This window comes from Clostridium pasteurianum DSM 525 = ATCC 6013 (genome assembly GCF_000807255.1).
In the GTDB taxonomy this organism is placed as follows: Bacteria; Bacillota; Clostridia; order Clostridiales; family Clostridiaceae; genus Clostridium_I; species Clostridium_I pasteurianum.
On sequence record NZ_CP009268.1, the window covers coordinates 2,230,479 to 2,244,987 of the forward strand.

Annotated in this window: 15 protein-coding genes; 1 reads left to right on the plus strand and 14 read right to left on the minus strand. The window is 29.5% G+C overall.

What is annotated here, in order from left to right:
* Positions 1–11 precede the first annotated feature (11 nt).
* The 3 genes from recG to CLPA_RS10165 form a co-directional block, all read right to left on the minus strand.
* Positions 12–2,048 carry an ATP-dependent DNA helicase RecG gene (gene recG, locus CLPA_RS10155; RefSeq protein ID WP_003442117.1) on the minus strand — a complete coding sequence of 679 codons (2,037 nt, stop codon included), beginning with the start codon at positions 2,046–2,048 and terminating at the stop codon, positions 12–14.
* A gap of 100 nt (positions 2,049–2,148) precedes the next feature.
* The gene (locus tag CLPA_RS10160) at positions 2,149–3,801 is read right to left on the minus strand and encodes a DAK2 domain-containing protein (protein ID WP_003442115.1); all 1,653 of its coding nucleotides are present in this window, start codon (positions 3,799–3,801) and stop codon (positions 2,149–2,151) included.
* Positions 3,802–3,813: 12 nt separating this feature from the next.
* Positions 3,814–4,161, minus strand: a complete 348-nt coding sequence (locus CLPA_RS10165) for an Asp23/Gls24 family envelope stress response protein (protein WP_003442113.1) — start codon at positions 4,159–4,161, stop codon at positions 3,814–3,816.
* Positions 4,162–4,345: 184 nt separating this feature from the next.
* Here CLPA_RS10165 and rpmB point away from each other — a divergent pair, with 184 nt between their 5' ends.
* A complete protein-coding gene (rpmB, locus tag CLPA_RS10170; protein WP_003442111.1) occupies positions 4,346–4,537 on the plus strand; it encodes a 50S ribosomal protein L28 in 192 nt (63 codons plus the stop codon).
* Between the two features lie 169 nt (positions 4,538–4,706).
* On the opposite strand, the gene CLPA_RS20095 is transcribed toward rpmB, so the two are convergent.
* The 11 genes from CLPA_RS20095 to def form a co-directional block, all read right to left on the minus strand.
* A complete protein-coding gene (locus tag CLPA_RS20095) occupies positions 4,707–4,880 on the minus strand; it encodes a hypothetical protein (RefSeq protein WP_003442109.1) in 174 nt (57 codons plus the stop codon).
* A 200-nt stretch (positions 4,881–5,080) separates the two neighbouring features.
* On the minus strand, positions 5,081–5,716 hold the full coding sequence (locus tag CLPA_RS10175; RefSeq protein ID WP_003442108.1) for a thiamine diphosphokinase: 636 nt from the start codon (positions 5,714–5,716) through the stop codon (positions 5,081–5,083).
* A gap of 1 nt (position 5,717) precedes the next feature.
* The gene (rpe, locus tag CLPA_RS10180) at positions 5,718–6,368 is read right to left on the minus strand and encodes a ribulose-phosphate 3-epimerase (protein WP_003442105.1); all 651 of its coding nucleotides are present in this window, start codon (positions 6,366–6,368) and stop codon (positions 5,718–5,720) included.
* Positions 6,365–7,234, minus strand: coding sequence for a ribosome small subunit-dependent GTPase A (rsgA, locus tag CLPA_RS10185; RefSeq protein ID WP_003442103.1), 870 nt, complete (start codon positions 7,232–7,234; stop codon positions 6,365–6,367). The genes rpe and rsgA overlap by 4 nt, the downstream gene beginning before the upstream one ends.
* Positions 7,235–7,266: 32 nt before the next feature.
* Complete coding sequence (gene pknB, locus CLPA_RS10190) at positions 7,267–9,273, minus strand: Stk1 family PASTA domain-containing Ser/Thr kinase (protein WP_003442101.1); 2,007 nt, start codon at positions 9,271–9,273, stop codon at positions 7,267–7,269.
* Entirely contained in the window at positions 9,251–9,991 is a 741-nt protein-coding gene (locus CLPA_RS10195; protein ID WP_003442098.1) for a Stp1/IreP family PP2C-type Ser/Thr phosphatase, read from the minus strand. The genes pknB and CLPA_RS10195 overlap by 23 nt, the downstream gene beginning before the upstream one ends.
* 1 nt (position 9,992) lies before the next feature.
* Positions 9,993–11,033 (minus strand): dual-specificity RNA methyltransferase RlmN, encoded by a 1,041-nt coding sequence (rlmN, locus tag CLPA_RS10200; RefSeq protein WP_003442096.1) that lies wholly within the window; start codon positions 11,031–11,033, stop codon positions 9,993–9,995.
* A gap of 8 nt (positions 11,034–11,041) precedes the next feature.
* Positions 11,042–12,373, minus strand: a complete 1,332-nt coding sequence (gene rsmB / locus CLPA_RS10205) for a 16S rRNA (cytosine(967)-C(5))-methyltransferase RsmB (protein WP_003442094.1) — start codon at positions 12,371–12,373, stop codon at positions 11,042–11,044.
* A gap of 13 nt (positions 12,374–12,386) precedes the next feature.
* Positions 12,387–13,067, minus strand: a complete 681-nt coding sequence (locus tag CLPA_RS10210; RefSeq protein ID WP_003442092.1) for a zinc metallopeptidase — start codon at positions 13,065–13,067, stop codon at positions 12,387–12,389.
* 33 nt (positions 13,068–13,100) lie between these two features.
* Entirely contained in the window at positions 13,101–14,042 is a 942-nt protein-coding gene (gene fmt / locus CLPA_RS10215; RefSeq protein ID WP_242834548.1) for a methionyl-tRNA formyltransferase, read from the minus strand.
* Positions 14,032–14,484 carry a peptide deformylase gene (gene def / locus CLPA_RS10220; protein WP_003442089.1) on the minus strand — a complete coding sequence of 151 codons (453 nt, stop codon included), beginning with the start codon at positions 14,482–14,484 and terminating at the stop codon, positions 14,032–14,034. The genes fmt and def overlap by 11 nt, the downstream gene beginning before the upstream one ends.
* Between the last annotated feature and the right edge of the window lie 25 nt (positions 14,485–14,509).

Genomic DNA, 14,509 nt, shown 5'->3' on the forward strand with positions numbered 1-14,509 from the left:
ACACACTTGCATCAATTAAAGCATATATATTTTGATGTAAGCTCTAGTTTATTTAAAATATGATTTTTAATAAAAATATCTCTTTCTCTATTACTTTTTATTAACATCTTAGCTTCTCTATTTGCCTCTTTTAATATATGAGAATCTTCTATTAAATCAGATAATATGAGATTATCTTCACCATGCTGTCTAAATCCAAATAATTCACCACTACCTCTGATTTTAAAATCCTCTTCTGCTATATAAAATCCATCATTGCTATTTTTTAGAACTTCCATTCTATGTTTCACCACTTTGCTTTTTATATTGGCAATTAAAAAACAATAAGATTTATTTGCTCCTCTTCCAACTCTGCCTCTCAACTGATGAAGCTGTGAAAGTCCAAATCGTTCCGCATTTTCTATAATAATAATACTGGCATTAGGAACATTTACTCCTACTTCAATAACTGTTGTAGATACCAATATATGAATTTCTCCTTTTTTAAATCTAGACATTATATTATCTTTATTCTTTCCAGTCATTTTTCCATGAATCATCTCTACAGTGAAACTTTTAAAGTATTTTTCTCTCAATTCACTTAAAAGGCTGTTAACTGAACTCAAATTCAGTTCTTCATTTTCTTCTACTAAAGGACAAACCACATATATTTGTCTGCTCTTTTCCAATTCTTTAAGTGCAAATGTGTATATTCTCTCTCTATCTTTCTTATCTACATAATAAGTATCTACTTTCTTTCTTCCAGGCGGAAGTTCATCAATAATAGAAACATCTAAATCTCCATATAAATATAATCCTAAAGTTCTTGGTATAGGTGTTGCAGTCATTACTAATATATCTATATTATTTCCTTTATTGAATAATTTACTTCTCTGCATAACACCAAACCTATGCTGCTCATCCGTTACCACCAATCCAAGATTTGAAAATTCTACATTGTCTTCAAGAAGAGCATGAGTTCCAATTATCATATGAATTTTACCCTCTTTTAATTCATTTTTAATTCTGTTTTTATTTTTCTCACTAATACTTCCAATCAATAGTTCTATATTTATATTAAACTCACTTAAAAGCTTTTCAGCTTCAATATAATGTTGTCTTGATAATATTTCTGTAGGAGCTAAGAGAACTGCCTGATATCCATTCTTAATTACATTAAACATGGCAATTAAAGCTATAATAGTCTTTCCAGACCCTACATCTCCTTGCAATAATCTATTCATTGCTATAGATTTTTTCTCATCTATTAAAATTTCCCTTATAACTTTACTTTGAGCTTTAGTTAAATCATAGGGAATTTTTTCTTTTAATTCCGTAAGTTCTTTTGAAATTTTAAAAGCAATTCCCTTTTTTCCTCGATTCACATAATCTTTTAACATGAGTACTTTTAAAGAGTAGGTAAATAATTCTTGAAACTTTAATCTCTTTTTAGCCTCATTTAATTCAATAAAATTCTTAGGATTGTGAATACACCTTATAGCCCTGTCTAAAGAATAAAATTTATATTTTTCTATAATCCAATCTGGTAAATTTTCTTCAATAATTACCTTAGATAATACTTGTGATATAATCTTTGTAAAATATGAATTCTTTAGATTTTCTTTTAATGAATAAATAGGAACAATCTTATCAGTTCCACTATTTTGCTCTTTAATAACTATTGGAACTTCTAAAACCGTCTCACCTTTAATATAATTCAATTTACCCATTAGTGTATATTTATTGTCTACATAAAAGCCTTTACTAATATATGGCATGTTAAACCAAATCCCTTTAAATAGATTAAAGCCATCAGTAAACATTAGCTTTGAAATTAATTTACCATTTTTGCTTCTAAAGCTACCTTCATTTTTTATAAATCTGCAGTTAATTATTATTTTATTTCCTCTATTTGCTTTAGCTATATTATCCATACGAGGTATATTCTCATAATCTCTTGGAAAATACAAAAGCAAATCCAATATGGAAAAGATACCACATTTATTTAATTCCATCTTAATTTTAGGACCTACTCCTTTTATATAACTTATATCACTATATATATTCATAATTGGCTCCTGTCAAAATTTTAATATTTTATATTGATAAAACAGATTTAAAACCATATTATAATTTTTATATACAATAAAAAAAGCCCTTAGGCTTTTTCTACTCAACTGAAATTATAAAATAATATAGAGGCTGCTGTCCATTAATACATTGAATATCCACTTCTGGATAAGACTTTTCTATTCTTTTAATTAAATCTTTAACTGATTTTTCTACACAACCCTCTCCATAATACAATGATATAAGTTCACTATCTTTCTTTACTAATTTCCCTATTAGATTTTCACACATACTGTATATATCATTGCCAATTTCTATAATGTCACCTTCAATTAAGCCCAAAATATCCCCAGAGAAAATATTTTTACCATTAATCTCTGTATCTCTTACAGCATAGGTTATTGTACCTGTAGCCACTTTTGATATTGAATTTATCATATTATCTATATTTGTATCTACTTCCTCATTCTCATTGAATTCTGTAATACAAGTTATACCCTGAGGAATAGTTTTTGTAGGAATCACTATAATATTTTTATCGCTGAGTTCAGCTGCTTGAGTAGCAGCCATTATAATATTTTTATTATTAGGTAATATAAATATATTTTGTGCTTTTAATTTGCTGATTGAACTAAAAATATCCTGTGTGCTTGGATTCATAGTTTGCCCGCCTTCAATTACACAATCTACTCCCAGTTCTTTAAATATTTCAATTATTCCATTTCCAGAGGCTACAGCAATAAATGCATACTCCTTTAAATTTATATTTTCATCAGATTTTTCCATTTCTACAAGTTGTTCTTGAGGTTTATATTTATCCTCTAAAATTCTCCTATGCTGTTCTCTCATGTTATCAATTTTTATTTTTGAAAGTTCTCCTAATTTTAATGCCTTAGATAAAATAAGCCCAGGATCATTAGTGTGAATGTGAACTTTTATGATTCCCTCTTCTCCAACTATAATCATAGAATCTCCATGGCATGAGAGATCTTTTTTAAAGTCCTCTAAATTCTCTTTTTTAGAATTAATAAAGAACTCAGTGCAATATCCAAATCTTATTTGAGCTGGATCTATCTCCTGTTGATGCATAACCGTTTCTGATTTTACATTTTGATTTTTTTCCTCTAAAGATGGTTGTATATCATCTCTAAGAGCTTCGTACATACCTTTAAGTATTATTAAAAGTCCCATGCCTCCAGCATCTACTACTTTTGCCTTTTTTAGAACAGGCAGCATATCAGGGGTTTTATTTAAAACTTCTTCGCAGTGTTCACAAACTGCCTTCATCAATGTAGTTATATTTTCATCTTTAGTACTGGCAGCCTTTTCTCCAGCAGCCTTTATAACAGTAAGTATAGTACCTTCTGTAGGTCTCATGACAGCCTTATAAGCAGCTTTACTACCCTCTAGAAGACTATTGGCAAATTCATTAGAATCTACTTCATTAGTATTTTCTAATCCAATAGATATACCTCTTAGAATCTGCGATAAAATAACCCCTGAATTCCCTCTAGCTCCCATTAAAGCACCTTTTGAAAGTTGTTTTGATACTTCTGAGATAGTTGAGTTATCCTTAATTTTAATTTCTGAAACGGCACTTCTAAAGGTCATAGACATATTAGTACCAGTATCTCCATCTGGTACAGGAAAAACGTTTAAGGAATTAACAAATTCTTTTTGATTCTCCAATCTGTTACAGGCATTTATCATCATGTTATAAAATCTACAGCCGTCTATCTTTAAGTATTTCACTTTTTTACCTCCCTAGACTCTAACACCCTGAACATTCACCGTTATACTAGAGACTTTGAGTCCTGTATAATTCTCTAAATTATATTTTATTTTCTGTATTATATTATTTGCTATAACTGAAATTTTTGTACCATATTCTACGATTATATATAATTCTATATTAATATTATTATCTTTTGAGTTTATTTTTACACCTTTACTTAGATTTTCCCCTCTAATTAATTCCCAAAAACCGTCACTGGCATTCTTTGAAGCCATGCCAACAACACCGTAACATTCCATTGTAGAAATTCCTACTATATTAGCAAGAACATCAACTGAATAGTTAATGGACCCATTTTCATTGGTTATACCCATCATTATAACTCCTCCTTATTCTTTACCATATAAATATTTTATATTAATCTTATTGATAATTCAAGAAATTTAATCCAATTACTTTTATATTCACTATTTTCTACTTGCATAATTTACATGCATTATGATAAAATAATGTTTGTGCTAATTATGAAGTTTATAACTTCATTTAAGGAGGTGTTTTTTAATGTCAAGAAAATGTGATATATGCGATAAAGGTTTAGTAGCAGGAGTTCAATACAGCCATTCACACCGTCAATCAAAAAGAACTTGGCTTCCTAATGTGAAAAAAGTTAAAGCTATTGTAAATGGAACACCAAGAACAATACATGTATGTACAAGATGCCTTCGTTCTGGTAAGGTTCAACGTGCTATATAAGCGGATTTTTAGACATCCCATGGAATTTTTTATTCTATAGGATAAATTTAAAAAATGCAGTTGTACAGACAATTGCATTTTTTATTTTACCTATTTTCTTATAAAAATTTTTATTACTGAAGATAAAAATTTTGGAAGTTTAAAAGCAAAAATTTTCATATAAATCCTCCTAGTCATCATGCGAATTATTAATTAAACACCAGCCCCCATATATGAGACCGGCACCAACTGCCATAACCCATCCCCAAACTGGAATAATAAAAGTTATTATAATGCCTGCACCAATAGAGGCAATTATAAGTCCCCACTTTTTTCTTTTTAACTTATTATGCTTTCTCGTCAATTTAATTACCCCCATTGCCATTCCATTAATATTATATGATTCAAATTGAAGTTTATTTCATAAAAAGAGAAAAACTTCTAAGTTTTTCTCTTAAAAGTTTTTCCTGCATATTATTAGAAAGCATATTTGGTTTAAATTATTTAATTATGTTTTTAGATAGTACACTGATAATATTAATCAAATACTTATTTATAATTATATTAATCTTTAGATTTAATCAATAACAATATTCCTTTATGGAAAGTAATGAAAACACTACCATCCATTAATTCATTAGATACCGTTCGCGGATCTCCAAATTTTAAATCATAATTATTAAGCTCATATTTTGCTTTACTGATTGATAAACCTTTTACTACACTGCCAAAGGCTTGTAGAGAAAATAAATCTCCTCTTTTTCCTTCAATTTTAAAAGCTTCATTGTGAAGAGATATTGTATTATTTTCATCTATAATATAGGCTTCTATATTACTAATTAAACATCTGTATAACAAACCTAAATTAGCAAAGGTATGATCCAATCTACTGCCCGTACATCCAAATAACAAAATGCTATCTGGACTCATTTTAATCGCCTCTTTTAGCGCCGCTTCAGTATCAGTAAAATTTTTTTCTGTAGGATAAGAAATTATTTTACACTTTTTTTCCCTAAAATAATTAATAACCTCCCTATCAATCGAATCAAAATCTCCTAATATTATATCAGGTATTATATTATACTTATATAATATATTTGACCCGCTGTCAGCACTTATGATAAAAGTTTCATTGTCTATATATTTTTTTAAATTTTGTTCTCTGGGCGGTTTACCTCCAGAAACAATAACTATTTTCATATTATATGCCTTCTTTTAAAATACTTATATTCTTTTCTATTTCTTCATTTTTAAAAACTGATGATCCTGCCACAATTACATTGGCTCCAGCCTTTACAATGGATTTTATATTATCTTTATTTATTCCTCCATCTACCTCAATCATAAGAGATGGATTGCATTTTTCCGAAAGTAATTTTATCTCCTTTATTTTATTTAAAGTATAATCTATAAAACTCTGCCCACCAAATCCCGGGTTAACAGACATTATAAGTACCATATCTAATTCTTGTATAATACATTCTAGTACGGATACAGGTGTTGCTGGATTTATAGCAATACCTGCTTTTTTACCTAAACTCTTTATATATTTTATTGTTCTGTCTATATGTATGTCACTTTCATAGTGTATAGTTATAATATCCGCACCAGATTTTGCAAATTCATCTATATATTTGGAAGGTTCTTCAATCATCAAATGTACATCAAAAATTAAATTTGATATTCCACGTACAGCCTTAATAATTGGCATACCAAAAGATATATTGGGAACAAATCTTCCGTCCATTACATCAATATGAACCATATCCGCTCCAAATTTTTCCAAATCCTTTATATCTTTCCCTAGGTTTGATAAATTTGCTGACAATATAGATGGAGATAATTTTATCATTTCCATTCCCTCCTACTTAAAATTTCTTCTAATGTTTTTATATAAAACATATATCTATTTTTATTTATTTTACCAGATTCAACCGCCTCTTTCACTGTACATCCAGGTTCTTTATAGTGCATGCAGGTTGAAAATTTACAGGTATCATAATATTCCAAAAACTCAGGAAAACACCCTTGAAGCTGATCTTTTTTTATAAAACTTATATCTAAAGAAGAGAACCCTGGTGAATCTGCTACATATCCGCCATCTATTTCTAAAAGTTCACAATGTCTTGTAGTATGCTTACCTCTATTCAGTCTTTTACTTATATCCCCTGTTTCCATAGCTGAATGTCCCACTATAGAATTTAAAATGGTAGATTTACCTACTCCTGAAGGGCCACAAAATACAGTAATATTTTCTTCTAGATGAGCTTTGATTTTATCTATTCCATATCCTGTCTTTGCATTTAAATAAATGGTTTCATATCCTATACTCTTTACCAGAGAAACTGTATTATCCACTTCTTCTTTAGTAGCTAAATCAATTTTATTAAAACACACTACTGCTTTTAATTTATTAACTTCACAGAGAACTAAAAATTTATTCAACAAATCCATATTAAAATCAGGATTACGTACAGCAAAAATTATAAAAGCCTGTGTTACATTTGCTATAGATGGTCTTATAAGTTTTGAAGTCCTATCACATATTTCCTTGATAACGCCTTTATTATCTTCATCTAAATCTATTATGACATTATCTCCTACTAATGGGGAAAGTTCTTTGTGCCTGAACTTTCCCCTTGCTTTACATTCATATATTTTACTATTCACCTTTACATAATAAAAACCGCCTATACCTTTTATAATTATACCTTGCATTATAACTCCTTAATATTTTATTATTTTAGTTTTTATTTTTTGTTATCATTTCCATTGTTTCCAGTTGTATTATTGTTTACGGAATTATTGTTGCTATTGCTATTATTATTGTCATTGCCTTGATTTTTGCTGCTATTAGATGAATTATTAGCATCATTTTTGCTCGTAGCATTATTAGTATCATTTTTATCAGACGTTTTATTGTTATCAGAAGTATTATTATCGTTACTCGTATTAGAAGCATTGTTATTCTGATCAGATGAATTATTTGAAGGTGCTGGTGGACTGTAATTATAAACTGTTATAGTTACTTTAGCTCCCTGATTTAACGTAGTACCTGCTGCTATATCCTGTTTAGATACTACATTATTTTGATTACTATCATCAGTAGTTTCATATACCACGTTAGCAACAAGATTTTTATCGTTTAATGCTGCTATCGCCGCATCCTTGGATCTTCCAATCAATGAAGGAACTACGGATTGTCTTATGCGTGGTCCTCTACTTAAAACTATACTTATAGCAGTACCTTTTTTCAAAGTAGTACCTACACTTGGATTTACATTTATTACAGTGTTAATTGTACTATCACTATAATCTTTACTCACATCACCTAAAACAAATCCTGAATTTTCAATTTGCTCCTTAGCTTTTTCTAAATCAAGGCCTTCTATTGGAGGTACGATAGATTCATCTGGTCCTGAACTTATTGTTACTCTAACTGAATCACCTTTATTAATATTATTTCCTACATTAGGATAACACTCTATTACGGTTCCTTTTTCCTGATCACTATTTTCAGTTCCTGCTATAACAAATTTAAGCCCTTCACTTTCCACAAGTTTTTTAGCATCTTGCTGCTTCATACCTAAAATACTTGGGACTTTCTTGGTATTAGCAACAACTCTATTTACTGCATTTAACTGGCCCAATTTAAGTCCACCTATAACTACTACAATAGCTAATAGAGCAACAAGAGTAGCTACTATTATTTTCTTCTTATTTTTTGAAAGAGAACTAGTTTTTTTATTATTAACCTCTTCATTCACGTCCTCTTCATCTGTACTTTCTGATTCATCAAAATTTTTTTCATTATTATTAAACTCATTTTCATTTAAACTGCCATTATTACCAACAGGGGAAAACTGTACTGTATCATTAATAGGATCCATAACTCTGGTATAATCATCTTTTAGAGAATTATTATCAAAATTATTATTTGAATTATTACTTATATTATTTAAATCATCTATGAGTTTTTTAGCATTTTCATATCTAGCTTCGGGATTTTTTTCCATGCATTTCAGCACTAAATTATTCAAATTTATTGGTATATTTGGATTAATATCTCTTGGAGGTACTACAGGATCTTGAATATGCTTTAAAGCCACTGATACTGGACTTTCAGCATCATAAGGAACTTTTCCTGTAATCATTTCATATATAACTATTCCCAGTGAATATATATCTGTTCTTCCATCAACTCTCATACCTTTAGCTTGCTCTGGAGATAGATAATGTGCTGATCCCATTATCTTATTACTATTAGTAATTGTAACTGAATCTGAAGCCTTTGCTATTCCAAAATCTGCAACTTTTACAATACCATCTTCAGTAACTAAAATATTATGAGGTTTTATATCTCTATGTACAATATTATTTTTATGTGCACAATCAAGAGCTGAAGCAATCTGCTTACTTATATCTACAGCTTTTTTCCAATTTAATTTTCCATCTTCGTTTATTATTTGTTTTAAAGTTTTGCCTTTAATATATTCAAGAACAATGTAATTTATATTATTTTCTGTTCCCACATCATAAGTATTTACAATATTATTACATGATAAGCCAGCCGCAGCAGATGCTTCTCTCTTAAATTTTTCTACAAACTCTTTATCATTAGCTAGTTCATCCTTTAAAACTTTTACTGCAACAAAACGATTTAAAAGATGACATTTAGCTTTATATACTATTGCAGTTCCACCTTCACCTATTTTCTCCAGAAGTTCATATCTATTATTTAGTGTAGTCCCTATCATTTTCACACTCTCCTTCAAAAATAATAACAGATATATTATCCTTACTGCCCTTCAATTTACTAAGTTCAACCAGTTTGGTACAAGCGTCATCATTATTATTTTTTATTATTATATCATATATTTCATGCCTATTCACAACATTTGTTAAACCATCACTACATAAAATTATTTTAAAAATTCCTTCTGTGCTCATAGTAAATAAGTCTACTTTTACTTCTTCATTAGTTCCTAATGCTCTAGTTATAATATTTTTATTTGGATGATTTACTGCTTCTTCTTCCGTTATACTTCCAGAATCAACCAATTGCTGAACTAATGAATGGTCTTTAGTGATTTTAGTGATATTATTGCGTTTTACAATAAAGCAGCTGCTATCACCTACATTGGCAATTACCAATCTATCCTTTACAATTAGACAAGCTGTAATTGTGGTTCCCATACCTGCCATACTTGAATTAACTTTTGCCTTATTGTAAATATCTATATTTGCCGTCTTTATTGCCTTGCATAAGATATTTTCTAAATTTTCAAATTCTTTCAAGTTTTTTATGTAATCCAGTGTAGAATCTACAGCTATCTTACTGGCAATTTCCCCTGCATTATGTCCTCCCATGCCGTCTGCTACCACATATATTTTCTTTAGTTCATCCTCATAAGCTCCTACATAGTCTTCATTTAGTTTCCTCGATATGCCTATATCACTTAAAAATCCAAACATTTTAGCACCTCTCTTCTATATTATTCATATAGTTTCTCCTCAACTGACCACAGGCAGCATTAATGTCACTTCCCATTTCCCTTCTTATAGTATTATTAATACCAAGCTCAGTTAATATATTGCTAAATTTTTTTATATTTTCTTTAGCTGGCTTTTTTAAATCGCTCTCTGTAACTTGATTAACTGGTATCAAATTAACATGGCAAAGAAGACTTTGGAGTAATTTAGCAAGTTTTTTTGCTGATTCTATACTATCATTTATATTCTTTACCAATGCATATTCAAAGGTTATTCTTCTATTGGTCTTATTTATGTAATATTTACAGGAGTCAATAATTTCTTCAATGCTATATTTATTAGCTATAGGCATAGTTTTTCTTCTTTCCTCATCACTTGATGCATGCAGAGATATTGCCAGTGTTATCTGTAGGTTTAAGTCTGCCAATTCATATATTTTAGGAACAATTCCACAGGTAGATAAAGTTATATGCCTGTGACCTATATTTAAGCCATAATCTTTATTTATTATATCTAAAAATTTAATTGTATTTTCATAGTTATCCAAAGGTTCACCACTGCCCATAAGTACTACATTAGAAATTTTCTTATGGGTTATACTTTCGGTACATAGTATTTGTGCTATTATTTCACCTGCTGTTAAATTTCTTATAACTCCGCCAATAGTAGAAGCACAAAATTTACATCCCATTCTACAACCTACTTGAGTAGAAACACAAATTGAATTACCATAATTATAATCCATTTCTACACATTCAATTACACTTCCATCTCTATATTTATACAAAAATTTTTTTGTATCATCACCGCTAGATTCATAAATTTCTACTACTTCCGGAATACCTATATAAAAAAAAGATTTTAACTTTTCCCGTGTAGATTTAGGTAAATTACTCATTTTATTAAAATCCCAAATTTTATTATAAATCCAGTTAATTACTTGTTTTGCCCTAAACTCTTTTTCCCCATTTTGTTTCATCCAAATATTTAAATCCTCTAAATTAAAATCTAATATGTTAACCATAGACACTCCTAATGTATTTTCTTAAGTTTACAAATAAAAAAACCATCCATATATTTGTTTGGTATTATAGTAACCCATCCCTCTTTACTATATATTATATTATCATAATTTCCAAAATATAAAGGTTCAACTTTATATTTTAGATTGTTATCTAAAAACCATTGAATATTTTTTTCATTTTCTTCTGAATTTAAAGTACAGGTGGAGTATATTAAATATCCACCATATTTAACATATTCTGCTGCATTCATCATAATACTTCTCTGGGTCTTTACAATGTTCTTTAAATCTTTAATAGATTTATTCCATTTTATTTCAGGTTTCTTTTTTATGATTCCAAGTCCTGAACAAGGTACATCTATTAGAACTCTATGAGCAATTTTTTTATATTTATCATCATACTTTCTTGCGTCCATTTCACTGCAGATTAAATTTTTTATTCCCAGTCTTTCAGCACTCTTTTTTATTAACCTTAATTTATTTGCATGAAGATCAAAAGCCTTAACTTCTCCAGTATTATTTAATATCTCACAAATGTGAGTAGTCTTACCTCCAGGTGCACTACATAAATCAAGAATAGTCATATTATTGCTGATTTCCATAGATGAAGCTACTAACATTGCACTTTCGTCCTGAACAGTTATAAATCCATCTTTAAATAGATTATTTTGCTCAATATTTCCACCTTTTATTATATTAATAGCCTCTTTATTTATATAACCTTTTTCAATATTAAAATTCCCCTCTAAAAGTATATTAAAAATATTATCATAATTTTCTTTTAGTAGATTTACTCTTACAGATATATATGCTACTTCATTGAGACCTTCCATTATAGAAATTGCCATTTCAATTCCATACTGCTTAACAAAAAGCTCTACCATCCAAGGCTCAAAAGAATACTGAAAAGAAAGCTTATGTATTTCATCATCATCTTTTTCAAAATTTACATTCTTGGATCTTATATAATTCCTGAGGACTGCATTTACAAACTTGGATACTCCTACACCTTTTTTCTTTTTTACTATTTGTACAGCCTCATTTACAGCTGCAAATTCTGGTATTTTATCTAAGTACCTCATCTGATATATAGAAGATCTTAAAATATTTAATACATATATATCTATGCTTTTCAAATCTTTTCTAATAAAATTAGATAATATTTTATCAATTGTATATTTGTATTTCAACGTGCCATATACTATTTCAGTAACTAAGGCTCTATCCTTAGCTTCCAAATTTGAATCATCCAATGAATTACTTAAAAGTATATTGGAATAGGATTTGTCTCTTAAAACCCCTGTTAAAACTTTTGCTACTATTTCTCTACTTTTATTCATTATATAACCTCAATCAATCATCTCTTCTACTTATGAGAATAAGTCTAACAAGATTTAATATAGCCATAAGTGCTGCTGCTACATAAGTCATGGCTGCTGCATCTAAAACTTTTTTAGCACCTTTCACTTCATCCCCCATCAATATTGCTCTGCTTTCCAGTATATTTACTGCTCTTTTTGAAGCATTAAACTCTACAGGTAAAGTTATAAGTTGGAATACAACTACAGCTGTAAAAAGTATAACTCCAATCTCAGCTAAAGCTGGTATGGAAAAGATAATACCTATCAAAAATATTATCCAAGATGCATTAGAACTAAAGTTTACAATTGGAACTATAGAATTTCTAATTTTCAAAGGAGCATAGTTCATTTTATGCTGCAGCGCATGCCCTGATTCATGGGCTGCAACTCCAATAGCTGAAACAGAATCGCCATGAAATACCTCTGGAGATAACCTCATTACCCTGCTTGAAGGATCATAGTGATCTGTAAGTTTCCCAGGTATAACTTCAATGGGAACATCTCTCAAATCTGCTGAATCTAAAATCATTCTAGCTACATCTGCACCTGTATAGCCATTTCTGCTTCTAACCCTTGAATATTTGTCAAAGGTTGAACTCACTTTTAATTGTGCCCAAAATGATATAATTATAGCTGGAATCAGTATTATAAAAGTCGGATCAAAAAACCACATAATAACAACACCCTCCAAAATAATTACAAGAAATTATTGTAAAATAACTCCTCTATCAATTTTATTGCCTCTAGTATATTCTTCTACCGTCATAGATCTTTTTCCTGGAAATTGTATTACCTCAATAAGTAAACTGCTATTTTTGCAAGCAACTATTATTCCATCGTTATTCACTTCTATTATTGTACCAGGTATTTCATCATACACCTTATCTAAAACTTTAACCTTGTGTATTTTCATATTTTTTTCATTATATTTACAGTGGGCAAGGGGATAAGGATTTAATCCTCTTACTAAATTATAAATATCTTTACCACTTGTATTCCAGTTGATTTCCCCACTTTGTTTTGTAAGCATTGGGGCATAATTAGAATTTTCATCTTTTTGTTTTTCTGGAACTATAGTACCCTTAACATATTCATTTATAGTTTTTACTAATAAATCAGCACCTCTTTCCATAAGAATATCATGTAAATCACCAGCTGTCATATCGCCGGTTATATCTACAATATCTTTTAAGAGCATATCTCCCGTATCCAGCCCTACATCCATAAGCATAGTAGTATTACCAGATACAGTCTCTCCATTTATAATAGCCCAATTTATAGGAGCTGCACCTCTAAGTTTTGGCAATAGAGATGCATGTAGATTTATACAGGCATACTTTGGAATATCTAATATTTCCTTAGATAATATCTGTCCAAAGGCCACAACTATAATGAAATCTGGATTTATCTCCTTTAACTTTTCTATTATTTCAGTTTCTTTCTTTATTTTCTCTGGTTGATATACAGGAATATTATTTTTTAATGCTATTTCCTTAACTGCAGATATACTCACTTTTTTACCTCTTCCCTTAGGTTTATCCGGTTGAGTAAACACAGCTTTTACATTAAATTTTTCTATAAGTTTTTCTAAAGAAGGTACAGAAAACTCTGGTGTTCCCATAAATACTATATTCAAATTATTTTTCATCTCCTTTTACTATTTTATCAATATAAAGCACTCCATCTAAATGGTCTAATTCATGACAAATGGCTCTAGCTAAAAGTTCTCTTCCTTCTATTATTATAGCCTCACCTTTTTCATTTAATGCCTTTGCTTTAACATATTCAGGTCTTTCAACTTTACCCTGTTGATCTGGTATACTTAGACATCCCTCTTCATCTAATACATTTCCTTTAGTCTCAATAATTTCAGGATTGATAAGCACTATAGGTCCCTCACCTACATCTATAACAACTAATCTTTTAAGTATTCCCACTTGTGGTGCTGCAAGACCCACTCCTTGTGCTTCATACATAGTTTCCTTCATATCTTCTATTAAAGTGAGTATTCTATCATTTATTTTATCAATAGGTCTACTCTTCTTTCTTAAAATATTATCTCCTAAAGTTCTTATATTTCTTAATGCCATATTAAAAAACCTCCAAAATAAAATA